The sequence below is a fragment of the Mycobacterium sp. BK086 genome (genome assembly GCA_004362315.1).
Taxonomy (GTDB): domain Bacteria; phylum Actinomycetota; class Actinomycetes; order Mycobacteriales; family Mycobacteriaceae; genus Mycobacterium.
The window spans coordinates 874584-896998 of the sequence record SNWL01000005.1; the positions used below are offsets into that span (position 1 = coordinate 874584).

Sequence of the window (22415 nt, forward strand, 5' to 3'; positions counted from 1 at the left end):
AGTTCACCTCATCAGGTAGAGCAGCGCGAACAGGACAAGCCACAGAACGTCGACCATGTGCCAGTAGGTCGCACCCGTCTCCACGAACGAAATCCTGGGCGCCGCGGGACCCCGCAGGTTCCGGATGACGAAGCCGAGGATCACCACGCCCAGCAGAACGTGACACAGATGCATGCCCGTCATCACGAAGTAGTACATGAAGAACAGGCTGGTTCCCGGCGTCAATCCCGCCATGATCTCGGGAACGTATTCGAACACCTTGAACACCGGGAAGGCGATGCCGAAGCCCAGCGCTATGCCGAAGAACCGCACCGCATCCGGGACCCTGCCCGTCCGGGCCGCCGATGTCCCGAGCGCCACAAAGAGCGAACTGGTGAGCAGGACGACGGTGTTGATCGCGCCGATGTCGAGGTTCAGCCGCGCCTGGCCCTGCAGGAACAGGTCATGGTCTTGCCCGCGGTAGTACATGTAGGCGACGAAGTAGACGCCGAAGATGAGCAGGTCGCCGATGACGAAGAACCACATACTGGGCTCGCCGGGAATGTGATTGCGCACCTTGTTGTCTGGCTGCGGGGTGTTGACACTATCCGCGACGTCGGTCACGCGGTCGCCTTCAGCCGGGGGTCGGTCGTCGCCGAATCGGCGTCGGGCCAGGCGTTCTCGAGTTCCTCGTCAGGCTGCTTCTTGATGGATCGGTAGATGCAGACGTAGACGATGATCTGCCACGACACATAGAGCACCATCGCGAACCAGAAGGTCATCAGACCGTTCCACGCGAAGGGGCCCGATTTGGCGATCCACACCGGTGCCGCGATGAGTTCGGTGACGTACTGCCAGATGGTGTAGTAGCCAAGCCATTTCGGCAGGATATTGTTCTGGTCGAGCAGGATCGCCAGCCCGAACGACATCCACATGACGCAGAAACAACCCAGCGAGCCGATATAGGCCAGGTAGCCGAAGTCGTAGAGCATCTCCAGCGTTGACGCCGAGTATCCGGATCGGAACGCGCCGAGGCCGAAGCAGAACATCGGGAACAGCATGCCGACGATCGCGCCGGTCATGGAGCCGACCATGATCGAGTAGCGGAAGACCGGACTGACCGACATCCGTTTGACCTGAATCAGATAGACGGCGTTCGAGACCGGCGCCAAGCCGAACGACAGCGTCAAGATGGCGCAGGCGATCAGCAGATTGTGCGACTGCATGAAGTCGACGATCTGTGACGTGGAGGCACTCGGTGACCGCGGCGGCATCATCCAGCTCAGCGGGACGAAGACGATGCCGAAGAGGTTGAAGAAGAACGGGACGCTCCAAAAGGCAATCCACTGATCGAGTTTCCGGTTCTTGCGCGGCGCGGTCGCGATGCCGTCGCTCACGCGAGAACCTCCCGTTCGGCCCCCTGCTTGTTGACGATTCGAAGCAGAACCACGAACGTCACCGCGATGAACGTGGCGAGCACGACGAGCCGCAGGGTGTAGGACACGGCCCCGTTCCACGCCAGCGGGCCGGACTTGTACAGAACCGAGAACGCGCTGGGCGCCAGCAGCACGGCGATCACGATGCTGAAATGCGCCATCCAGCGCGGGAAGATCGGATCGGGGCGGGCGTCGAGATAGATGCTCACCGCAAGACAGAGGTTCTGCACGATGATGGTGCCGACCGGCGCGATGAAGAAGAACCAGGCCATATCGTTCAGGAGGCTGATGAGCTCGGGATTGCGGTCGGGCCGGAAGGCAGCCACCCCCCAGCAGTAGTCGGCGAGGATGAATGCCGTGGTGCCGATGCCGACGCAGATGATGTAGGCGTAGGTGAAGACGCTGCTCGAGGTGGCGATGCGGGAGATCTGTACGGCGGTGACGGCGAACAGCGGAACCAGCGATCCGGCGATCAGGTTGCAGAGGATCACGACGCCCAGGATGCCGGTGTTGTTGTCCCGGAAGAACGTTGCGACCTCATCGGGGGTGAGCGTCGGCGACAGGGGCGGAGAGAAGATCGGGAACAGCAGATACGCGAGCACCAGCAGTGCCGCCGCAGGTGGGGTCGTCCAGAGCAGTATTCGTTGGCCTCGGGTGTTCATCGACACCATCCAGGTCTAACACTTTCACTGTCAGATGACAATGAAATCGGCATAAAGCCAGGAAATCACTCAGGTGGAACTGGAATTTCACTGACATCCTTCAGTGAAGGCCAGAATTGCGGCACAATGGTCGTGTGCAAGAGAGCCCAACAGGCCGCGAAGCCCAACGACGCAGAACGCGTGCCCGCGTGCTCGGTGCCGCCATCGAGGAGTTCCAGCGCGCCGGTACCAGCTCTGCCGACATCAATGCGATTGTGGAGGCGGCGGGTGTCTCGCGCAGCACGTTCTACTTCCACTTCCCGACCAAGGAGCACGTGCTTCTCGAGCTGATTCGCGGCGACGAGGATCGTCTGGCCGAGGAGCTCAGCCGATTCCTCGACGCACCGCATGATTTCGCCGAGGTACTGCCCGAGATCGTGCGACTCGTGCTGGCGCTCGAAGAGCAATGGGGCATAGCACTTTTCCGCGACACCACCAGCCTTTACTTCTCGCCGACGCTGCCGCAAGAGGAAAACTGGCTACAGCACCCGACTTTCGTGCTGCTGGCTGCCGAGATCGAGCGGGCGCGCCATCGCGGCGAACTCTACGACGATGTCGACGCCTACCACAGTGCGGCCTTCTTTCTCGTCGGTCTGTATGCGTTGCTGACCACGAACCGGGAATCGAATGCCGAACGCCACGAGGTCTTGCGGAAGTTCGTGAAAAGCAGCCTGCGCAGTATGCAGCCGATGCCGATGCCCGCTAAACAACACTGAGGCCCCCTCCCGTCTGCATTCGGGAGACGGCCTCAGTGAGGCTTGTGTTATCGCTCGTCGAAGGCGGGCGAGGTGTTCTGGAGCTTGCCCCACTTCTTGCCGCCGTGATTCGCAATCGCGGGCGGTGCGTAGACCTTCGGGGTGGCGATGAAACTGGAACGCACGCGCTGATCACCCGATGCCATGCTGTCCGCACTGGCCATGCCGGCCAGTCCGAGGGCGGCGCCACCGAGGATGCCTGCCGAGATGAAGGGCAGTGCAAGGCGGGCGGTGATGTTCACGTCAATCTCCTGTTTCACAGTGTTCTTGGTGTCTGGCGCCGTTGTGGCGATGCCATAAGACTGCCTGCCAGCAGGGGGGTTGTCTGTCCGCCGGCCGGAGGGGGACGCGGCTGAATCGGATGTCCCCCGATCGGTGGACACGTGACGCCTATCCCTCACGTCAGTTCTGCGCTGACCGGGGAATGAGCGATTTGCGGGGGCGCAACAGCAGCACCGCGACTCCTGCAATCACAATGCCAACCAGATTCACCAGAAGCTGAAGGGCGGAGCGTCCCGCGACCGACCAGTCCCCCAATACCGCTGCAACAACGGCGAATCCGGCGGCGGGCACCGTCGTCACCGAGATAAAAACACCGACCAGCACACCCGATTTTGATGAGATCAGTGAGAGCATCCCAGCCGCACCGGCCAGCAGGGCGACGATGAACGACGCGGGCCCGACCCGGTAGATGAAGTCGACCTGATGGACGTTGGTGACGTCCTCGATGCTGATCCAGCCGATCGCCGCCGCTCCCATCGTGACGAACGCGGTGACCGCCATCGCGAAGGGAAGTCCGACGAGCAGAGCCAGCGCGGCCCGGCGGGCAAGCTGCGCACGCCGCTGAACCAGTGCCACCGATAGCGCGGCCAGGGGCCCGAACTCGGGACCGACCACCATGGCGCCGACAATGGTGACCGATGAATCGGTGGCAACACCGATGGCAGCGAGCAGACACGCCAGCGTCATGAACATGACAAACGTCATCGTCAGCGTCGCGTCTTCGCGAGTCCGGGCGATCAACTCGTCCCAGACCAGGGCATCAGCCCCCTCGCCCTCGGCCTCCTCCTCGGCGCGGTGCGCTGTCGTCGACAGGACCGTTTCGAGATTGTGCAGGGTTATCGCACCCTCATGTTGGACGTCGAGTTCCTTGAGCTTGCGGATCACGCCGTTGACGGATTCACGGGCCACGTCGGCGGTGATTTCGTCGCCCTCGGGCACGAGTGCGGCGCCCGGGAACAGCAGCAGATTGCCCACGCCCGGCTCCGCGCGCAGTACATCGAGGACCTGTTCGCGCAGACGCTTCGGTGCGATCACCCGCAAGTGCAGCATGCAGTCGAATTATGCTCAAAGCGTCTCTGCCGCACTGACAAACTCGCCGATATCAGCGGCTGAGAAAACTTGTCGTACCTCGCTGTCATGATGTCGTTATGTCCTCGACCACAGCGCAGCCGGTGAAGCGTATTGAGGTGTTGTTCGAGGAGTTGTCGGAGTTGGCTGGTCAGCGTAATGCGATTGATGGGCGCATTGTGGAGATCGTGGCCGAGATCGATCACGACGGGATCTGGGGCAATACCGGGGCGCGGTCGGTGTCGGCGTTGGTGGCCTGGAAGCTGGGTACGTCGTCGACGAATGCCGACACCATTGCCACGATCGCGCACCGGCTCGATGAATTCCCGCGCTGCACAGAAGGGATGCGGCAGGGTCGGCTCTCGGCTGATCAGGTCGGTGTCATCGCCGCCCGTGCCGCCGACGGTTCTGATGAGCACTATGCGGAGCTGGCGTCGGTCGCCACGGTCAGCCAGCTGCGTAAAGCGGTGAAGTTGGAGCCGCGTCCTGGCCCCGATCGCCGGCCCGAACCGAAACGCAGGATCACCAAAACCTCGGGTGAGGACACGACGACCTGGACCATCACCCTGCCCCACGTCGAAGCGGCGCCCTTCGACGCCGCGTTGCAATCCCATCACGACGCACTGGTCGCGGAGTGGAAACGCGAGCACGGCGCCGACTCCTCGGAGGTCGCGCCACCCATGCCGAATACCACCGATGCGTTCATGAGCTTGGTCGAGGCCGGCTGGGATGCCGACGTCGCGCGCCGTCCGCACGGGCAGCGCACCACCGTCGTCGTGCACGTCGATGTCGAAAAGCGCACCGGGGAACTGCATCTGGGTCCGCTGCTCACCGACGCCGATCGCCAATACTTGACCTGTGATGCCACCTGCGAGGTCTGGTTCCAACGCGACGGTCAACCCCTCGGTGCCGGCCGCAGCACCCGCACCGTCAATCGGCGGCTGCGTCGCGCGCTGGAACACCGCGACGCCACCTGCGCGGTCCCCGGGTGTAGCGCCACCCGCGGACTGCATGCCCACCACATTCAGCACTGGGAAGACGGCGGCCCCACCAACCTCACCAATCTTGTCCTGCTGTGCCCCTATCACCACCGGGCCCATCACCGCGGCGACATCACCATCACCGGACCCGCCGAGCACCTCACGGTCACCGACTGCGATGGCGACCCACTCACGCCAGGATCGCTAGCCCGCCCGCCCAACCACTCCCCGCCCGACGTCCCGCCGTGTCCCGGCCCGATCGGCGAACGCGCGCAATGGAAGTGGTATCACCCCTTCGAACCACAACCACCGCCGTCAACCAACTAGCCCGGTTCGGGTCAGAATTGCACGCGCTTCAGAAAGCGTTGCAGCACAGCCACGTTCCTGTCGACGTGCACATGGTCGAGCGAGCGGCGGCGCCATAGGAAGAGCAGCAGGTCAGAAATCGGCGCGCTCACTGTCGCGTCAACCTGCCCATCCGCCGGGATGAGACTCGAGGCTCCTTCTCCGATTCGGACGGTCCACTGATCGCCGGTGTCGTCGGCGCGAAAGCGGATGGTGTGGGCTGCACCGTCGAGGTCGGGTGAGAGGCCGGGCAGTACTTCGTCGAGGAACTCGTCGACCCCGTCGACGGCGATGTCCCGATCTATCGGCTCATCGGCCCCGATCGCATTCGTGGCATCCCAGCAATGCACGGCACTCTCTTGGGCCACGCGACGCCTGACGAAACGCACCGTCTTTCGCCGTCCCCACGTCCACGCCGGCGTCTCCGGGTCTAGACCGTCGAGGACTGTTGCGGTCAGGACCACGCCGGTGCGATACCAGGCCAACAAGGCATCGTCGGCAGGCCGCTCGGGCTCACTCCACTCCTTCGGGCCCGACAGCTCCCCGCACGCCACCTTCCGCCAGAACATCTGCACGATGCCCACATGCCACACCAGATCCGCAAGCCGCCAACCCGGACAGCTGGGAACTGCGCAGTCGAGTCGCCCCTCGGCAGCACTGGCGATGCGATCGGCGGGATTCATACCGCGGCCATCATAGGAAAAGATCCGTGTGGATGGACCTCACGCCGAATACGGGGTGCACCCTGATTGACAGCCACTTGACAGCAAACCGGCGGAATCGTGACCGAAATCCCGGCGTTGGCCCAAAGAGGTAGCTGGGCGACAACGATGTCGAAGGAGACGACGCATGTGCGGGATTTTCGCCACCATGACGCGCCAGGGGCTCGCTCCGGATCGACGAGATGCAGCCCTGAAACTCCTGGAGCATCGCGGCCCCGACGGCACGGGTACCTGGACTTCGCATGACGGCCAGTGGACGCTCGGCCACACCCGGTTGTCGATCATCGGCCTGAACAACGGCACCCAGCCCATGACCAGTCCCGACGGCGCTGTCCACATGGTGGTCAACGGTGAGTTCTACGGCTACCGCGAGATCCGGGAACGCCTGCGCGCGAACGGCTATCGCTTCACCACTGACAGCGACAGCGAGATCGCATTGCATCTATATCACGAACTCGGAATGGAAGCGCCGCAACATCTTCGGGGTGAGTTCGCAGTGATCATCGCCGACGAACGCCAGCGCGCGATGTTCGCGATCCGCGACCGCTTCGGGGTCAAACCGCTCTACTACGCCGTGGTCAATGGCGAGGTGTTCTTCGCCTCGGAGATCAAAGCCCTTTTAGCACTTGGGGTGCCGGCCAGGTGGGACCTTGAAGGTGCCATCGGCGGGATCGGCAGATCGCACGAGAAGACGGATTTCGCCGGGATCAGCACGGTGCCGCCGGGCTGCTATGCGATCGCCCGCGACGGCGCAGTCCGCATCTATCCGTACTGGGATTGGGAGATCCCGACGGCCGAGGAGATGCGGACCGACCGTCGCACTGAAGCCGAGGTCGTGGCCGATTTCCGGGAAGCGCTGCGTGATTCCGTGCGGCAACGTCTGGTCGCCGACGTGGAGGTCGCGTCGTATCTGAGCGGGGGCATCGACTCGTGCGCGGTGCTCGGGCTGGCGCAGCAGGAGACGGCCCGCCCGATTCGCGCGTTCACGCTGACGTTTGAGAATCCCCTGTACGACGAGGCCAGGATCGCCGAAGCGCAGGCCAAACACGTTGGCGCGACATATCACCCGATCCCGATCACCGGCCGGGAGATCGCCGAGGCGTTCGGAGACGCGATCTGGCATGCCGAGACACAGATGTTCAACGGCCACGGGGTGGCCAAGTATCTGCTGAGCCGTGCCGTGCGCGCGGCGGGTATCAAGGTGGTGTTCACCGGCGAGGGTTCCGACGAAATGCTGGGCGGCTATCCGTATTTCCGCGTCGATGCACTGAACGACGATGCGACGCTGAGCGCCGCCGAGCGTTCAGCGCAGCTCGATGAGATGCTCGGCACCAATGCGGCGACACGGGCATTCATGCTGCCGGAGCAAGTGAGTAGCCCCGAGATGCAGGCCATCGAACGTAGGCTCGGATGGTTGCCGGCAACGCTCAATATCAGTGCAGCCCAGACCAATAGCGTGGCCCCGCTGTTCCGCGACGACCTGCCGGCATGGGCTCTGGGGTATCAGCCGCTGGTGTCCGCACTGGATCGGTTACCGCTGGCCCAGCAGATCGCCGGGCGTGATCGTCTGAACCAGATGCTGTACGTCAATGCCAAGACCGTGATGCCGAACTTCATTCTGAACTATCTGGCAGATCGGATGGAGATGGCGCACTCCATCGAGGGGCGGGTGCCGTTCCTGGACCACCACGTCGCCGAAGCGGCCGCCCGGGTGCCGGTGGGCATGAAGGTCAAGGGGATTCGCGAGAAGCACGTGCTACGGGAGGCGACGAAGGACGTGCTGATCCCCGAGGTGTATGACCGCCAGAAGCATCCGTTCACGACTCCCCCGACGCGCAACCCCGACGATCCGATGCTGGGCTTCTACCGGGATACGTTCGCATCGCAGGCGGCCAAGGATCAACCGATCTACGACATGAAGAAGGTCACGGCGGCGCTCGACAGCCTGCTCGATGTTCCCGACGATCAGCGCATCGCGGTCGAGGGTGGTCTGCAGCGCGCCGCGAGTGTTGTGGTGATGCATCAGCAGTTCTCGATGGCCTGACTGCATCGTGCAACAGCACGCCATTGAGACACACGTTCGCCCGATGCTGCGTCTTGAGACCTGGCCGTACCGTTTCTCCATACGTCACAAAGCCCGCAGCCGCCGCCGCTGTCAGGTTGGAGTCCTCTGCCTTGGCAACGGCACGGCGGCCCCGGATACGTCGACAGATACCGATTGCATCAGGCTCGCCCAATCCGACTGACCGCCGGCAATCGAGGCATCGGTGGTGGCGTATGTTCCCGATCTTTCAGCCATAACTGCAATTGTTATTTCGGCAATTTCGCACCAGAGCCGGGTTGAGCTTTCACGCGTATCTAACAACTCCCGCCTTTGCTCCTTTCAGATTCGTGATTCAAGAGCCTGACGGGCATCGGCTGAGATGGGCGGTACGCAAACACTGGGTGTGCTCGCCAAAAGGCTTCCGCCGTTGGCGCAAGTCACCATTCCGTTTGTGGAACCTGCCTCCACATGGGCGCTTTCAAGCCCGAACAAATTCAAAATCGTAGCCTCATGAATACCATTAGTAACTTTTGACTCAGTATTAACTTGACCTCCCGCCGAGAGCAATTCCAGGGTAACTTTCTTCGAAGTATTTCCAGCTCAGCGGGGGTAGTTATGAAAGCAAAATTAGCTGTCATTGCCATGTTGGGTGCCGCTGCGAGCATCACATGGATGCCGCAGGCAAACGCCGATGTTCAACCAGGCTGCCAAAACGATCGTTGGGGATTCCTCGGCACTCAAACGCGAACTATCTGCGACGGGCCGCAATCGCCCGACGGCAGTTGGGTGCGGTATCGCATTGTCTGGATTCCGGCACATAACGTGCCGATCAGCACGAGCTGCGGCTCCTACAGTTGCACCACGAGCGGCGGCTACTTCCAGGACGAGCAGGTCTTCGAAAAGGTGAAATATCCGGTTACACCCGACACCGTCGTGCCAGGTGAACCCGGCTGGCTGCCACCGACCTACACCGATGCAGGCGGTTTCACCCCGGTGAATTTCAACTAACGGCGTCCCAATAGGACCGCTATGCGGCGGGCGCTTGTTTGCACATGCCCGCTCGCAGACGCTGCGTAGCCCAACGGGCATAGGGCATACCCACCGCGGGGTCACAACTCCCCGCCCATGAAAAAACTCGCTCGGCTTACGCCGGCGAGTTTCTTTTCATGGTCGGGCTGACAGGATTTGAACCTGCGACCACTTGACCCCCAGTCAAGTGCGCTACCAAGCTGCGCCACAGCCCGTTGCCCCCGACTGACGTCGGCAGCAGCGTCGAAAGCCTACCGCAGGCCCCGGTGCGGACCCGAATCGGCCACACCTGTCACACCGTCAACAGCCGATACAGCCCGATGAGCCCCACCACCACGATCACCGCGCGCAGCACGTTCGGGGACAGCCGCCGTCCGTAGTGCGCGCCCAGCCACCCACCGATCAGCGATCCGGCGGCGATCAGCCCGGCCGCCTCCCAGCTCACCCGGTCGAACGCCACCACCGTGTAGCCGACCGCCGCGACAATGTTCACCAGCAGCGACAGCAGGTTCTTGGCCGCATTCATCCGCTGCATGTCCTCGGGCAGCAGCGCCCCCATCACCCCGATCAGCAGGATCCCTTGCGCCGCGGTGAAGTAGCCGCCGTAGATCCCGACCGCGAACGTGCCCAACACCAGCGCCGCCATCCGCTTCGGCGACACATGCTCGGCCGACCGCCCGGCCGCCTCGGCACGTGCCCGCGCGTACGCCTGAATCCGCGGCCCGATCACCACCAACACCAGCGCGCCGATCAGCAGCACCGGCACGATCTGGGTGAACACCTTCTCCGGCAGATGCAGCAGCAGAAACGCCCCGATCGCCGCCCCGATCAGCGAGGCCGGGATCTGCCAGCGCAGCCGATCCCCTTGCCCGCCGAGTTCCTTGCGATACCCCCAGGTCCCCGACACCCCGCCGGCCACCAGGCCGATCGCGTTCGACATCGTTGCCGTCACCGGCGGGAAGCCCAGCGCCACCAGCGTCGGAAACGTGATCAGCGTGCCCGACCCGACCAGAGCGTTGATCGCGCCAGCCCCCATCCCGGCCAAGGCGATCACGATCATGTGGGTAACAGACACCACGAAACCCTACCGAGACAGCCTGATTGCTCCGCACAGGCCGGAAGACCAATAACCTCAAACCCTATGAGCGACATTCCGACCACCGACGAGGCGCTGGCCGCCCTGAGCATGCCCCTGCTCGACGCGATGATGACCCAACGTGCCATCCGCCGCGTGAAACCCGACCCGGTCGACGACGCGATCGTCGTCAAATGCATCGAACTCGCGCTGCGAGCCCCCACCGGATCCAACGGCCAAAACTGGGAATTCATCGTCGTCAGGGATCAGCGCGTCAAGGACAAGCTGGGCAAGCGCTACCGCCAGGGCTGGTCGCTTTACGGCGCCATGGGTGAGCGGATGGCCGCCGGCGACGAGTCGATGCTGAAGATCCTGAAGTCGGTCAAATGGCAGGTCGAGCACTTCAGCGAGATCCCGGTGCTGGTCATCCCCTGCCTGCGCGGCGGAATGCGACTGCCCTATGTGCCGACGCCGTTCGTCGGCGAGTCGTCGTTCTTCGGGTCGATCTATCCCAGCGTGCAGAACCTGCTGCTCGCAGCCCGCGCGATGGGCCTTGGTGCATCGCTGATCACCATGCCGTTGTGGAGCGTGACATCGGCGCGCAAGACGCTCGGCCTACCGCTGTCGGTGACCCCGGTCTGCGTGGTTCCCCTCGGTTGGCCGAAGGGGCGCTACGGCCCGACCACCCGCAAGCCGGTCGAAGACGTCGTGCACCTCGACTCGTACGGAAAGCGGTGGCTCAAGGCCTAGCGGTGTCCGCCGCTGCCCGGTCCGCCACCGGCCGGGCCGCCGCCGTGATCGCCACCGTTCCAGCCGGGTTCGGCCACCTCGGCTTCGGTCAGCACGTCACTGGTGTCGGGAATGACTGACGGCGCGCAGTTCATCGAGAAGCTGTCCTCGGTGTCGGTCTCCTGGCAAGCCAGCACCCGCGGCGCAGCGCCGTCGAACGCACCGCTGAACGCGGCGACCGCGGGCGCCGCGGCGATCATCAAGCCGGCGATCCCATAAACCAGACGCCGGGTGGGAAGCGAAGACGCAGCAAACTCCATAGCTGGCAATCTACTGGGCGGAAGCCGTGAAATCGCGGCAAACCCGCCGATTAACGCGGCTTGAGCTTGCGTTTTTCCCGGACCCGGACGTTGATCCGGATCGGACTGCCCTCGAAACCGAACGTCTCACGTAGCCGGCGCTCCAGGAATCGCCGATAACCGGCCTCCAGAAAACCGCTGGTGAACAGCACAAACGTCGGCGGACGCGAGGTGGCCTGGGTGGCGAACAGGATGCGCGGCTGCTTTCCGCCGCGCACCGGCGGCGGCGTGGCCGCGACGACTTCCTTGATCCACGTATTCAACTGGCCGGTGGAGATGCGGGCGTCCCAGGATGCCAGCGAGGTCTCCATCGCGGGCACCAGCTTCTGCACCGCGCGCCCGCTCTTCGCCGAGATGTTCACCCGCGGCGCCCACTGCAGCTGGGCCAGCTCGCGGTCGATCTCCCGGTCCAGCAGGTAGCGCCGGTCCTCGTCGACGAGATCCCATTTGTTGAATGCCAGCACCAGCGCCCGGCCCGCCTCGATCACCATCGAAAGCACCCGCTGGTCCTGTTCGGTCAGTGGCTGCGACGCGTCGATCAACACGACCACCACCTCGGCGGCGTCGATCGCGCTGTGCGTGCGCACCGAGGCGTAGAACTCATGGCCGCTGGCTTGCCCGACCCGCCGGCGTAATCCTGCGGTATCGACGAAACGCCATGTCTTGCCGCCCAATTCGATCAGCGAGTCGACGGGGTCCACTGTGGTGCCCGCGACATCGTGCACCACCGAGCGCTCGGCACCCACCAGCCGGTTCAGCAGCGAGCTCTTGCCGACATTCGGCTTGCCCACCAGCGCCACGCGCCGCGGGCCACCCGGTCCAGGCGTGACCTCGGACGCCGCGGGCAGCGCGGCAATCAGCTCGTCGAGCAGATCGGCGACCCCGCGACCGTGCATGGCGCTGATCGGGTGCGGCTCCCCCAACCCTAGCGACCACAGTGCCGCGGCATCGGCCTCGCCCTTCTCGTTGTCAACCTTGTTGGCCGCCAAGAACACTGGCTTGCCCGACCGGCGCAGGATTCGCGCGGCCGCCTCGTCGCCGGACGTGGCTCCGACGGTGGCGTCCACCACCAGGATGATCGCGTCCGCGGTCTGCATCGCCACCGAGGCCTGGTCGGCCACCAGCTGTTGCAGACCTTTGGCGTCGGGCTCCCACCCGCCGGTGTCCTGCACGACGAACCGCCGCCCGATCCAGGACGCGTCGTAGGACACTCGGTCGCGGGTCACCCCCGGCAGGTCTTGGACGACGGCTTCGCGCCGGCCCAGGATCCGGTTCACCAACGTCGACTTGCCGACGTTGGGGCGTCCGACAATCGCGACGACCGGTGGCGGCGCGAACGCTTCACCGTCCTCGCCCTCGAATCCGTCGTCGGTGAGTTCCCAGTCGCTTTCGTCGGACCAGGTGCCGTCTTCGCTCATCGCACTGCCCCACTTCGCTGTTCGACCAACTGCAGCAGGTGGGCCACCACTTCGGCTTCGGTCATGTCACTGGTATCGACGATCACCGCGTCGTCGGCCGGGCGCAGTGGCGACACCGCACGGGTGGAATCCAGGTGATCGCGGCGCCGCACATCGGCCAGGACGGTCTCGTATTCGTCGGGCAGTCCGGCAGCGACGTTCTGGTCGTTGCGTCGCCGGGCTCGGGTCTCGGCCGAGGCGGTCAGGAAGATCTTCACGTCCGCGTCCGGCAGCACGACAGTGCCGATATCGCGGCCCTCGACAACGACATTGTCTGGGCCCGAGGCCAATTCCTGCTGCAATGCCACCAGTCGGGCACGAACCTGCGGGACCGCCGACACCGCCGACACGGCGCGAGTCACCTCGTCACCGCGAATCTCGTCCGAAACATCTTCGCCGCCGAGGTAAGCGCGATTGGAGTTCGGGTCGTAGCCGACCGACAGCGGCACATCGGCAACGGCCGCAATCGCCTCCGGATCGGTCAGGTCGATGTCCGCGCGCAGCATAGACAGCGTCACGATGCGGTACATCGCCCCGGTGTCCAAGTAGTGGGCGTTCAGTGCGCGCGCCAATCCCCTTGATACCGAGGATTTTCCAGTCCCGGCCGGCCCGTCGACCGCGACGACTACACCCCTCACAGACCTACCGCCTTGTACAAATCCCCAACTTCCTTGCGGGTCAGCGCGCGGATGCTGCCCGGCCGCTGCTCACCGAGAGCCACCTCACCGATATTGGTGCGAACCAGCCCCTCCACCGGGAAGCCCGCCGCCGCCAGCAGTCGGCGCACGATGTGCTTGCGGCCCTCGTGCAGTGTCACTCGCACCAACGTCTTGCCCGGCACCGCGTCGACCACCGCGAAGTCGTCGACCGCGGCCGGGCCGTCGTCCAGCTCGATACCTGCCCGCAGCGTCTTACCCAAACCCCTTGGCACGGAGCCGGTTACCGTCGCCAGGTAGGTCTTGGGCACCTCGAACGACGGATGCATCAGCCGATGCGCCAGCTCGCCGTCGTTGGTCAGCAGCAGCAGACCCTCGGTGTCGGCGTCCAGCCGCCCGACATGAAACAGGTTCTTGTTGCCGCGCACCCGATGCTCCACCAGATCGCCGACACACGGCCGGCCGCGGTCGTCCGACATCGTCGAATGCATCCCGAGGGGCTTGTTGATCGCCAGATACATCATCGTGTCGTCCACGATGATCCGCGTTCCGTCGACCCGAATATCGCTGCGGGACGGATCAACTCGAGTACCCAGCTCGGTGACGATCCGCCCGTCGACCTCGACCCGACCGTCGGTGATCATCCGTTCGGCCACCCGTCGCGAGGCGACTCCCGCCTGCGACAGGACCTTCTGCAGCCGCACTCCTTCTGGCTCAGGCATCGGTGTCCACATCAAAGGCGATCTTCTGATCGGCAGCGCCGCCACCGGAGAGCTTGGCGAAACGCGGTTCGTCGTCCAGGTTTTCACTGATGTCATCGATTACATCGACGTCGGGCAGCAGCGGCGCGATATCGGGAAGATCGGTCAGCGACGACAGTCCGAGGCGCTCGAGGAACAGCTCGGTGGTCGCGAATGTCGTTGCGCCGGTGTCCTCGTCGGTGCCGGCCTCGGTGATCAGCCCGCGGGCCACCAACGTCCGGATCACCGCGTCGACGTTGACACCGCGCACCGCGCTGACCCGCGCCCGGGTGACCGGCTGCCGATAGGCCACCACGGCCAGCGTCTCGAGTGCTGCCCGGGTGAGCTTGGAGCGCGACCCGTCCAGCAGCAGCCGCTCCACGTACGGCGCCAGCCGCGCGCGGGTGTACATCCGCCAGCCGCCACCGGCTTCGCGCAGGTCGATACCGCTGTCGCGGGCCGCCAATTCGGAGGCCATCACTTCGAGCTTGGCCGTGATGCGATACACCGGCTGCTCGGTCACCGACGCCAGGGTCTCGGCGTTGACCGGGGTATCGACCACCAGCAGCAGCGCCTCCAGCACACGACCCAGTTCGTCGTCGTCCAGATCTGCGTGGGCGACGTCGATATCCAGGTCCACGTCGGATACTTCGCCTACGTCATCGGTCATGGTTGGTTCTGCTCTTCTTCCCACTCGGCTTTGACCAGCTCATCGTCTACCTGCCGGTCCCCGGTCCACGAAACCTGGAGCACACCAAGCGGTTCTAACTGCTCAAATGCTACCGTCCTGGCCCGGTACAGTTCGAGCAGCGCCAGGAAGCGCCCGACGATCTGGATCGGCTCGTCACAGTCGGCGACCAGCTCCTTGAACGACGCCCACTGCCCCACCCCGCGTGCCGAGAGGAACTCCAGCAGCCGCTCGGCCTGCTCGGGCACCGAGACGCCTGGGTTGTGCAGATGGTCGGTGCGCACGGCAGGCACCGGTCTTGGGGTGAACGCGGCGGCCGCGATCTCGGCGAAGCTGACGGCGTCGACACCCAGCATGACCTCGGGAAGCAGGTCGGAAAACCGGTCCTCCAGCGCAACGGCGCGCGGGTAGCTCCGCAGCGCCGCCGCCTCCAGTTCCGCGAACATCTCGGCGACATGCTTGAACGCGCGGTACTGCAGCAGCCGCGCGAACAACAGATCGCGCACCTCCAGCAGCGCGAGATCTTCCTCGTCCTGCACCTCGCCGGCAGGCAGCAACCGGGCGGCTTTGAGATCGAGAAGAGTGGCGGCAATCACCAAAAACGTGGTGGTTTCATCGAGCTCGAGCTCGGGCCCGATCTCTTTGGTGTAGGCGATGAACTCGTCGGTCACCTGATGCAGCGCGACCTCGGTCACATCGAGGCGGTGGGCGAAGATCAGCTGCAACAGCAGATCGAACGGACCCTCGAAGTTGGTCAGCCTGACTCGGAAGCCCTTTTCGGGCGCCGGCTGTTCGGTCACTTGCCGAAGCGGTCGATGACCTCACGGGCCAGCGATCGATAGGCCTGTGCGCCAGCGGATTTCGGTGCCCACGTGGTGATGGGCTCGCCGGCGACACTGGTCTCGGGGAAGCGCACGGTACGGGTGATGACGGTGTCGAACACCAGGTCGCCGAAACGTTCCAGGACGCGGGCCATCACCTCACGGGCGTTGACCGTGCGGTTGTCGTAGCGGGTGATCAGAATGCCGCTGATCGCCAGCCGTGGGTTGAGCCGCTCGCGCACCTTGTCGACGGTGTCGGTCAGCAGGGCCAGACCGCGCAGCGAGAAGTACTCGCATTCGGTCGGGATGACCACCCCGTCGGAGCAGGCCAGCGCGTTGACGGTGAGCAGGCCCAGCGACGGCTGGCAGTCGATGAGCACGTAGTCGTAGCGGTCGAGCACCGGATGCAGCGCGCGGGCCAGGGTCTGCTCGCGGCCGACCTCGTTGACCAGCTGGATCTCGGCGGCCGACAGGTCGATATTGCTGGGTACCAGGTCCAGGTTCTTGACCCGGGTGTTGATCAGCACCTCATCGATGCTCACCCGCGGTTCGATCATCAGGTTGTGCACGGTGTGCGCCAGCTCGTAGTGCGGCACGCCGAGGCCCGCCGACAGCGCGCCCTGCGGATCGAGGTCGACCAGAAGCACCCGGCGGCCGTACTCGGCCAGCGCGGCGCCCAGGTTGATCGTGGAGGTGGTCTTGCCCACGCCACCCTTCTGATTACACATCGAGATGACCGTGGCCGGCCCGTGCGAGGTCAGCGGCTGTGGTTCGGGAATGTGTCGGGGTGGGCGGCCGGTGAGACCGATAGCGGCGTCGTCTGAAGCCTCGTCGGTCACGCCGTGCCCCCCGTCATCAGGCGATTCGGCGGCGTGGCGAACATCCGCGAAAGTCTAACGGTGTGTCGGCGCTCCGAATGGCAGACCCGCGACTTCATGCGCGCGGATGTGCGCCGGCCCAGACCTCGCGCAGCGCGTGCACGGTGACCAGGGTGTAGATCTGCGTCGTGGTGACCGACGCGTGTCCGAGCAGCTCCTGGACCACGCGGACGTCGGCCCCGCCGTCCAGGAGGTGGGTGGCGAACGAATGCCTCAGCGTGTGCGGCGACACCGCCGCCGAGATACCGGCTCGTTCGGCTGCGTCCTGCAAGACCTGCCACGCACTCTGCCGAGACAGCTGCCCGCCGCGCGCGTTGAGGAAGATCTTCGGCGTGCCGCGGCCCCGGCGCGCCAGCTCGGGGCGGCCCCGCACCAGGTAGGCGTCCAGCGCCGCGATCGCCGGCCTGCCGACGGGCACCAGGCGCTGCTTGCCGCCCTTGCCGCGCAACAGCACCGACCGGGCCTCGGTGTCGACATCGTCGACGTCCAGGCCAACCGCCTCGGAGATGCGGGCGCCCGTCGAATACAGCAGCTCCAGCATCGCGCGGTTGCGCAACGTCAGCGGTCCGTCGGACGGGCTGTCTCCGCCGGCTCCCTCGAGCAGGGCCAGGACTTCGTCCAGGGTCAGGCTCTTGGGCAGCCGCCGACTCGGGGTGGGCGGCTTGACCGCCCTGGCGACGTCGACGCCGATGATGCCTTCGGCAGCCGCGAAGCGGTGAAACCCGCGAACCGCGATCAGCGCCCGCGCCGCCGAGACCGCCGACAGCGGAACCGCTCCGGAGTCCGGGTCGCCGCGGCGCAGCGCCACGAGGAAGTCGCTGACGTCGTTTTCGGTGACGTTGGCCAGATCGCCGATGCCGCGCAGGCTCAGGTGCTCGACGTAGCGTCGTAGATCGCGCCGATACGAGCTGATCGTGTTGGCCGCCACCCCGCGCTCGATCGTCAGGTGGTCGAGGTAGCCCTGCAGCTGCCCGTCGAGCGCGGGCCGGAAGGTCGTCATGAGCGGGTTTTCCCCGCGGCGAACGCCACTGGGCGGTCGCGCCACGGAGCATCAAGCGGCCGGGTCGGCTTACCTTCGAAGATCACCGCACGGGCAGCCAGAATGCCCGCCGCCGCATGGGAATTCACGATCTCACCGGCCAACACCCGTTGTGCGGCCTCCTCGATGTCGAACCACTCCACTTTCATGTCGGCTTCTTCGTCATGCCCAGCGGGCCGGCCGACATCGGTCAGCCCGCGAGCCAGATACACCCGCAAGGCTTCGTCGCTGAACCCGGCCGAGGACACCAGATCGAGCAAGACACTCCAGTGCTCAGCGGTGAATCCGGTTTCCTCGCGTAATTCGCGCGCCGCTCCCACCGCCGGGTCCTCCCCCGGTTCGTCGAGCAATCCGGCCGGAAGCTCCCACAATCGGCGGCCGACTGCGTGACGGTACTGGTAGACCATCGCCACCCGGTTCTCGTCGTCGACGGCGACCACAACGACAGCACCGTAATGCTCGACGACTTCACGCTTGGCGACATTGCCGCCGGGCATTCGGACCTGATCGACCCGCAGGGCGAGAATGTTTCCGCGATAGGCGGTTTCAGAGGAGACGGTCTCGAAATCGTGCTCAGCCACGAGACGAGTGCTCTGGAACCTGCTCGGCGTGCACCGCATGTTCCTTGCCGTTGGAGTGCTGTTCGGGGATCTCCACCGGCAACCGTTCGCCAGCTCGGTAATCGATCGCCGCACCGATGAATGAGACGAACAGCGGATGCGGACGCGTCGGCCGGCTCTTCAGCTCGGGGTGGGCCTGCGTGCCGACCAGGAACGGATGGACCTCGCGCGGATATTCGACGAACTCGACCAGGTGACCGTCGGGCGAGGTCCCCGAGAACCGCAGTCCGCTCTCGGCGATCTGGTCACGGTAGGTGTTGTTGACCTCGTAACGGTGCCGGTGCCGCTCGGAGACATGGGTCGAGTCGTAGGCCTCGGCCACAATCGATCCCGCCTCCAGCGTCGCGGGATAGGCACCCAGTCGCATCGTGCCGCCGAGGTCGGCGTCACCGGCCACCGCGTCGCGCTGGTCGGCCATCGTCGAGATCACCGGATCCGGTGTGTCCTCGTCGAATTCGGCGGAGTTGGCCTCGGTCAGCCCCACCGACCGGGCCGCCTCGATCACGATGCACTGCAGCCCGAGGCACAGGCCGAGCACCGGCAGGCCACGCTGACGGGCGTGGCGGATCGCGCCGATCTTGCCCTCGATGCCGCGGATGCCGAACCCGCCCGGGATCAGCACGCCGTGCACATCGCCGAGTGCGGTGGCCGCACCGCTGTCGGTCTCGCAGTCGTCGGAGGCCACCCAGCGCATCTCGACCTTGGCGCGATGGGCGAAACCGCCGGCGCGCAGCGCTTCGGCCACCGACAGGTAGGCATCGGAGAGGTCGACGTACTTGCCCACCAACGCGATTCGCACGGTTTCCTTGGGCTCGTGCACCCGGCCCAACAGGTCGTTCCACTGCGTCCAGTCGACGTCACGGAACGGCAGATTGAGCCGGCGCACCACGTAGGCGTCGAGTTCCTCGCGGTGCAGCACCTTCGGAATGTCGTAGATCGATGGGGCGTCCGGCGTGGAGATCACGCCGTCGATGTCGACGTCGCACATCAGCGCGATCTTGTTCTTGAGCGGCTCGGGCACATCGCGGTCGCACCGCAGGATCAGCGCGTCGGGACTGATACCGATGCTGCGCAGCGCGGCCACCGAGTGCTGGGTGGGCTTGGTCTTCAGCTCGCCCGACGGCGCGAGGTAGGGCACCAGGGAGACGTGCAGGAAGAAGCAGTTCTCCCGGCCGACCTCGTGACGGACCTGGCGAGCGGCCTCCAAGAACGGCAGCGACTCGATGTCGCCGACCGTGCCGCCGATCTCGGTGATCACCACATCCGGGCGGCTGCCCGATGCGTCGGGTTCGGCCATGGCCAGGATGCGGCGCTTGATCTCGTCGGTGATGTGCGGGATCACCTGCACGGTGTCACCCAGGTACTCGCCGCGGCGCTCCTTGGCGATCACCGCCGAATACACCTGACCGGTGGTCACATTGGCCGAGCCGGAGAGGTTGCGGTCCAGGAAGCGCTCGTAGTGGCCGACGTCGAGGTCGGTTTCGGCGCCATCCTCGGTGACGAAGACCTCGCCGTGCTGGAACGGGTTCATCGTTCCCGGGTCGACGTTGAGGTACGGGTCCAGCTTCTGCATGGTCACCTGCAGACCGCGCGCGGTCAGCAACTGACCGAGACTGCTTGCGGTGAGCCCCTTGCCGAGGGACGAAACAACTCCACCGCTGACGAAGAGATGCTTGGTAGCGGTCTGCGGATGCTTACGCAGTGGTGGCAAGAGCGGCCTCCGTGACGACGGGCAGGGGATCGCTGTGAACTAGCTGGGGCCTGCCGACCCACGGAATCTCACCCTAACACCGACGCCGACAAGGTGGCGCTAACACGCCAGTGGGCTGCGTTACTTCGGGGTTACTCCCCGGCCGGGTTACTGCGGCAGCGTGATCGACGTCGCACCGGGCCCGATGCCGTACTTCCCGGCCGGCACGCCGTTGATCAAGCTCTGCAGGGCCAGCACGGTTGTGATGCGGCCGGACTCGACGTTGATGTCGTCGACGGTCGTGACATCGGCGGCCATGCCGGCGTCGGCGCGGGCCACCGCCACCGCCGAGGTTCCGGCGGCCGATCCGTCGCGGCCGGCCAGCACGGTCCCCGCGCCGTGCGGGGCCATGGCCGCGGCGAAGCGGGCGACGGTGGAGCCCTGGTTGCCGGCATCGTCGCCGAGCGCTCCCCCGGTGACGATCACCGCGGTGTTGGCCGCGCCGACGTGATCGCCCTGGTAGGTCACGAAGCCGGTCTCGCGCAGCGCGGCCAGCACGGTGTCGCGCTGCCCGTCGTCGGCGGGTTTGATCTCCGGCTTGCGGTTGATCAGCAGTGTGATGCCCAGCAGGTCTCCGGCTTGGGAACCCTGGTCGACCATCGTCGTGCTCAGCTGCGCCCCGGCGGGAACGATCGAGGAGTTGACCACCGAGCGCAGCTTCTCCGCCGAGTTGGCGTCGACGAACTGCTGAGTCAGTGCGATCGTCCCGGTGACCGTGCCGCCGGCCTGGCCGACGATCCGGCTCATCGCCGACATGTCATCGTTGTCGGCGTCGGGTGTGCGGATCAGCACGACCGACTTGCCGGCCAGTACGTCGCGCACCATCCGGCCCGCCATCTGAGTGTCGAAATCATCAGCGGCAGCCAGCTTTTCGTTCACCGCGTTGCGCTGGTCGGTGAGCGTGGTGATCTGCTTGTTCAGATCCTGCTTCTCGGCGCGCAGCCCCGACAGCAACGTGTCGGACAGCACGCCTGAGCCCAAGAACACCCCGACGGCCAGCGCAAGGAACACCGCTGCCAGCGAAATGGCATGGTGGCGTAGCGTAATCACAGCGGTGAGCCTTTCTGCCCGTCGCCTAGGTCACCCAGCTCTGCACCCACAGCGAGAAGCGGTTCCAGTAAGTCACGATCCAGTCGATGACGAAGGTGTCAGCGCGCGAAACCCACAGTGCGGCAATGATTGCGAGCAGCACCGCCAGGATCAGCATGGCGATCGCGCCGCCGGAGATGTGGTTGCGGTACAGCGTGGCAACGGCTTTCGCGTCGACGAGCTTCTCGCCCACCTTGAGCCGGGTGAGGAAGGTCGACGGGTTGCTCTGCTGTCGAGACCGGTCGAAGAACTCTTCGATGCTGGCCGAATGGCCCGCGGTGACGATCAGCGCGGCGCCGTGGTGGTCGACCAACAACAGCGCCAGGTCGGCGGCCGAGCCGGCGGCCGGGAACGTCATCGCTCCGATGCCCAGATCCTGAATGCGCTCCAGGCCGTTGGCGTGTCCGTCGGAGTCCGCAGGCAGGACCACCTGCGCACCGCTCTTGAGCACGTCGGCGCTCATCTGGTCGGGGTTGCCGACGATCAGCTGCGGGCGGTAGCCGCACTTCTGCAGGACGTCGGCGCCGCCCTCCACACCGACCAGCACCGGCTGGTACTCCTTGATGAACGGTTTGAGCGCCTTGAGGTCTTCGGCGGCACCCGGCCCGTCGGACACCACCACGACGTGGCGTCGGTAGACGTCGACGTCGATGTCGGGGATGCCGATCCCGTCGATCAGCAGCGGGCTCTCGCTCCGGATGAACTCGATGGTGTTGCCGGCGAACGCCTCCAAATGCGCGACGAGTCCGGTCTTGGCGTCCTGCATGAGATCGGCGATCTCTTCGTCGCTGCGCTCCACACCGTGGGCCAGGCGGCGATCGCCCGCATACACACCGCCGTTGTGCAGCCGGATCTTCGCGCCGTCCTTGATCTTCTTGAAGACCTCGTCACTGGCACTGTCGATCAACGTGATGTTGTTGGCCACCAACACCTCCGGGCCGAGGTTCGGGTAGCGGCCCGAAATCGACGGAGAGGCGTTGACCACGCCGGCGACGTTGGCGTCGACCAGCGCGTCGGCGGTCATCCGGTCCAGGTCGAGGATGTCGAGCACCACGATGTCGCCCGGGCCGATGCGGCGCAGCAGGCGGTCGATGTCGCGGTCGACGCGGGCCGTACCCGTGACGCCTGGTCGTGCACCGGTGTTTCGCGAGAGGAGCGCTGACATCTTCATGG

The 22415-nt window shown here is 65.2% G+C and carries 24 protein-coding genes and 1 tRNA gene; 5 read left to right on the plus strand and 20 right to left on the minus strand.

What is annotated here, in order from left to right; genetic code table 11:
- Nucleotides 1–3: 3 nt before the first annotated feature.
- From EV580_RS20755 to EV580_RS20765, 3 genes are read right to left on the minus strand one after another with little or no spacing between them, the layout of a single operon-like run.
- Nucleotides 4–603, minus strand: a complete 600-nt coding sequence (locus tag EV580_RS20755) for a cytochrome c oxidase subunit 3 family protein (RefSeq protein ID WP_133693066.1) — start codon at nucleotides 601–603, stop codon at nucleotides 4–6.
- Nucleotides 600–1376: a hypothetical protein gene (locus tag EV580_RS20760; protein WP_133693067.1), complete on the minus strand. Its 777-nt coding sequence runs from the start codon at nucleotides 1374–1376 to the stop codon at nucleotides 600–602. The genes EV580_RS20755 and EV580_RS20760 overlap by 4 nt, the downstream gene beginning before the upstream one ends.
- Nucleotides 1373–2077, minus strand: coding sequence for a hypothetical protein (locus tag EV580_RS20765; RefSeq protein WP_183504959.1), 705 nt, complete (start codon nucleotides 2075–2077; stop codon nucleotides 1373–1375). The genes EV580_RS20760 and EV580_RS20765 overlap by 4 nt, the downstream gene beginning before the upstream one ends.
- 116 nt (nucleotides 2078–2193) lie before the next feature.
- Between EV580_RS20765 and EV580_RS20770 the strand changes: the two genes are divergently transcribed.
- Entirely contained in the window at nucleotides 2194–2832 is a 639-nt protein-coding gene (locus EV580_RS20770) for a TetR/AcrR family transcriptional regulator (RefSeq protein WP_166654789.1), read from the plus strand.
- A gap of 47 nt (nucleotides 2833–2879) precedes the next feature.
- On the opposite strand, the gene EV580_RS20775 is transcribed toward EV580_RS20770, so the two are convergent.
- A complete protein-coding gene (locus EV580_RS20775) occupies nucleotides 2880–3113 on the minus strand; it encodes a hypothetical protein (RefSeq protein ID WP_133693069.1) in 234 nt (77 codons plus the stop codon).
- Nucleotides 3114–3273: 160 nt separating this feature from the next.
- On the minus strand, nucleotides 3274–4203 hold the full coding sequence (locus EV580_RS20780; protein WP_133693070.1) for a DUF389 domain-containing protein: 930 nt from the start codon (nucleotides 4201–4203) through the stop codon (nucleotides 3274–3276).
- Between the two features lie 98 nt (nucleotides 4204–4301).
- Between EV580_RS20780 and EV580_RS20785 the strand changes: the two genes are divergently transcribed.
- Nucleotides 4302–5528 carry an HNH endonuclease signature motif containing protein gene (locus tag EV580_RS20785; RefSeq protein ID WP_133693071.1) on the plus strand — a complete coding sequence of 409 codons (1227 nt, stop codon included), beginning with the start codon at nucleotides 4302–4304 and terminating at the stop codon, nucleotides 5526–5528.
- Nucleotides 5529–5539: 11 nt separating this feature from the next.
- On the opposite strand, the gene EV580_RS20790 is transcribed toward EV580_RS20785, so the two are convergent.
- The gene (locus tag EV580_RS20790) at nucleotides 5540–6229 is read right to left on the minus strand and encodes a maleylpyruvate isomerase family mycothiol-dependent enzyme (protein ID WP_133693072.1); all 690 of its coding nucleotides are present in this window, start codon (nucleotides 6227–6229) and stop codon (nucleotides 5540–5542) included.
- Nucleotides 6230–6395: 166 nt separating this feature from the next.
- Between EV580_RS20790 and asnB the strand changes: the two genes are divergently transcribed.
- Nucleotides 6396–8312, plus strand: coding sequence for an asparagine synthase (glutamine-hydrolyzing) (asnB, locus tag EV580_RS20795; RefSeq protein WP_133693073.1), 1917 nt, complete (start codon nucleotides 6396–6398; stop codon nucleotides 8310–8312).
- Nucleotides 8313–8927: 615 nt separating this feature from the next.
- The gene (locus EV580_RS20800) at nucleotides 8928–9320 is read left to right on the plus strand and encodes a CDGP domain-containing protein (protein WP_166654790.1); all 393 of its coding nucleotides are present in this window, start codon (nucleotides 8928–8930) and stop codon (nucleotides 9318–9320) included.
- A gap of 159 nt (nucleotides 9321–9479) precedes the next feature.
- On the opposite strand, the gene EV580_RS20805 is transcribed toward EV580_RS20800, so the two are convergent.
- Nucleotides 9480–9556 (minus strand) — tRNA-Pro (locus EV580_RS20805).
- A gap of 77 nt (nucleotides 9557–9633) precedes the next feature.
- Nucleotides 9634–10401: a sulfite exporter TauE/SafE family protein gene (locus tag EV580_RS20810; RefSeq protein ID WP_502703940.1), complete on the minus strand. Its 768-nt coding sequence runs from the start codon at nucleotides 10399–10401 to the stop codon at nucleotides 9634–9636.
- Between the two features lie 81 nt (nucleotides 10402–10482).
- Between EV580_RS20810 and EV580_RS20815 the strand changes: the two genes are divergently transcribed.
- Nucleotides 10483–11166 carry a nitroreductase family protein gene (locus EV580_RS20815; protein ID WP_133693075.1) on the plus strand — a complete coding sequence of 228 codons (684 nt, stop codon included), beginning with the start codon at nucleotides 10483–10485 and terminating at the stop codon, nucleotides 11164–11166.
- On the opposite strand, the gene EV580_RS20820 is transcribed toward EV580_RS20815, so the two are convergent.
- The 12 genes from EV580_RS20820 to steA form a co-directional block, all read right to left on the minus strand.
- A complete protein-coding gene (locus tag EV580_RS20820) occupies nucleotides 11163–11465 on the minus strand; it encodes a hypothetical protein (protein WP_133693076.1) in 303 nt (100 codons plus the stop codon). The genes EV580_RS20815 and EV580_RS20820 overlap by 4 nt on opposite strands.
- A 50-nt stretch (nucleotides 11466–11515) precedes the next feature.
- Nucleotides 11516–12922, minus strand: a complete 1407-nt coding sequence (der, locus tag EV580_RS20825; protein WP_133693077.1) for a ribosome biogenesis GTPase Der — start codon at nucleotides 12920–12922, stop codon at nucleotides 11516–11518.
- Nucleotides 12919–13599: a (d)CMP kinase gene (cmk, locus tag EV580_RS20830; protein ID WP_133693078.1), complete on the minus strand. Its 681-nt coding sequence runs from the start codon at nucleotides 13597–13599 to the stop codon at nucleotides 12919–12921. Before cmk ends, der begins: the two co-directional genes overlap by 4 nt.
- A complete protein-coding gene (locus EV580_RS20835; RefSeq protein ID WP_133693079.1) occupies nucleotides 13596–14339 on the minus strand; it encodes a pseudouridine synthase in 744 nt (247 codons plus the stop codon). Before EV580_RS20835 ends, cmk begins: the two co-directional genes overlap by 4 nt.
- A complete protein-coding gene (gene scpB, locus EV580_RS20840) occupies nucleotides 14332–15027 on the minus strand; it encodes an SMC-Scp complex subunit ScpB (protein WP_133693080.1) in 696 nt (231 codons plus the stop codon). Before scpB ends, EV580_RS20835 begins: the two co-directional genes overlap by 8 nt.
- Complete coding sequence (locus EV580_RS20845; RefSeq protein WP_133693081.1) at nucleotides 15024–15845, minus strand: segregation/condensation protein A; 822 nt, start codon at nucleotides 15843–15845, stop codon at nucleotides 15024–15026. Before EV580_RS20845 ends, scpB begins: the two co-directional genes overlap by 4 nt.
- The gene (locus EV580_RS20850) at nucleotides 15842–16705 is read right to left on the minus strand and encodes a ParA family protein (RefSeq protein ID WP_133693082.1); all 864 of its coding nucleotides are present in this window, start codon (nucleotides 16703–16705) and stop codon (nucleotides 15842–15844) included. The genes EV580_RS20845 and EV580_RS20850 overlap by 4 nt, the downstream gene beginning before the upstream one ends.
- Before the next feature lie 94 nt (nucleotides 16706–16799).
- Nucleotides 16800–17744, minus strand: a complete 945-nt coding sequence (gene xerD / locus EV580_RS20855) for a site-specific tyrosine recombinase XerD (protein ID WP_133693083.1) — start codon at nucleotides 17742–17744, stop codon at nucleotides 16800–16802.
- The gene (locus EV580_RS20860) at nucleotides 17741–18364 is read right to left on the minus strand and encodes an NUDIX domain-containing protein (RefSeq protein WP_133693084.1); all 624 of its coding nucleotides are present in this window, start codon (nucleotides 18362–18364) and stop codon (nucleotides 17741–17743) included. The genes xerD and EV580_RS20860 overlap by 4 nt, the downstream gene beginning before the upstream one ends.
- Complete coding sequence (gene pyrG / locus EV580_RS20865) at nucleotides 18357–20105, minus strand: CTP synthase (RefSeq protein WP_166654808.1); 1749 nt, start codon at nucleotides 20103–20105, stop codon at nucleotides 18357–18359. The genes EV580_RS20860 and pyrG overlap by 8 nt, the downstream gene beginning before the upstream one ends.
- Before the next feature lie 156 nt (nucleotides 20106–20261).
- Entirely contained in the window at nucleotides 20262–21203 is a 942-nt protein-coding gene (locus EV580_RS20870; protein WP_133693086.1) for a copper transporter, read from the minus strand.
- A 25-nt stretch (nucleotides 21204–21228) separates the two neighbouring features.
- Complete coding sequence (gene steA, locus EV580_RS20875) at nucleotides 21229–22413, minus strand: putative cytokinetic ring protein SteA (RefSeq protein ID WP_133693087.1); 1185 nt, start codon at nucleotides 22411–22413, stop codon at nucleotides 21229–21231.
- Between the last annotated feature and the right edge of the window lie 2 nt (nucleotides 22414–22415).

Bases quoted from the DNA above. Each gene is read 5' to 3' on its own strand.
- EV580_RS20765 (WP_183504959.1), bottom strand. From the start codon at position 2,077: ATGAACACCCGAGGCCAACGAATACTGCTCTGGACGACCCCACCTGCG.
- EV580_RS20780 (WP_133693070.1), bottom strand. From the start codon at position 4,203: ATGCTGCACTTGCGGGTGATCGCACCGAAGCGTCTGCGCGAACAGGTC.
- EV580_RS20785 (WP_133693071.1), top strand. From the start codon at position 4,302: ATGTCCTCGACCACAGCGCAGCCGGTGAAGCGTATTGAGGTGTTGTTC.
- EV580_RS20790 (WP_133693072.1), bottom strand. From the start codon at position 6,229: ATGAATCCCGCCGATCGCATCGCCAGTGCTGCCGAGGGGCGACTCGAC.
- asnB (WP_133693073.1), top strand. From the start codon at position 6,396: ATGTGCGGGATTTTCGCCACCATGACGCGCCAGGGGCTCGCTCCGGAT.
- EV580_RS20800 (WP_166654790.1), top strand. From the start codon at position 8,928: ATGAAAGCAAAATTAGCTGTCATTGCCATGTTGGGTGCCGCTGCGAGC.
- EV580_RS20810 (WP_502703940.1), bottom strand. From the start codon at position 10,401: ATGATCGTGATCGCCTTGGCCGGGATGGGGGCTGGCGCGATCAACGCT.
- EV580_RS20815 (WP_133693075.1), top strand. From the start codon at position 10,483: ATGAGCGACATTCCGACCACCGACGAGGCGCTGGCCGCCCTGAGCATG.
- EV580_RS20820 (WP_133693076.1), bottom strand. From the start codon at position 11,465: ATGGAGTTTGCTGCGTCTTCGCTTCCCACCCGGCGTCTGGTTTATGGG.
- der (WP_133693077.1), bottom strand. From the start codon at position 12,922: ATGAGCGAAGACGGCACCTGGTCCGACGAAAGCGACTGGGAACTCACC.
- EV580_RS20835 (WP_133693079.1), bottom strand. From the start codon at position 14,339: ATGCCTGAGCCAGAAGGAGTGCGGCTGCAGAAGGTCCTGTCGCAGGCG.
- scpB (WP_133693080.1), bottom strand. From the start codon at position 15,027: ATGACCGATGACGTAGGCGAAGTATCCGACGTGGACCTGGATATCGAC.
- xerD (WP_133693083.1), bottom strand. From the start codon at position 17,744: ATGACGACCTTCCGGCCCGCGCTCGACGGGCAGCTGCAGGGCTACCTC.
- steA (WP_133693087.1), bottom strand. From the start codon at position 22,413: ATGAAGATGTCAGCGCTCCTCTCGCGAAACACCGGTGCACGACCAGGC.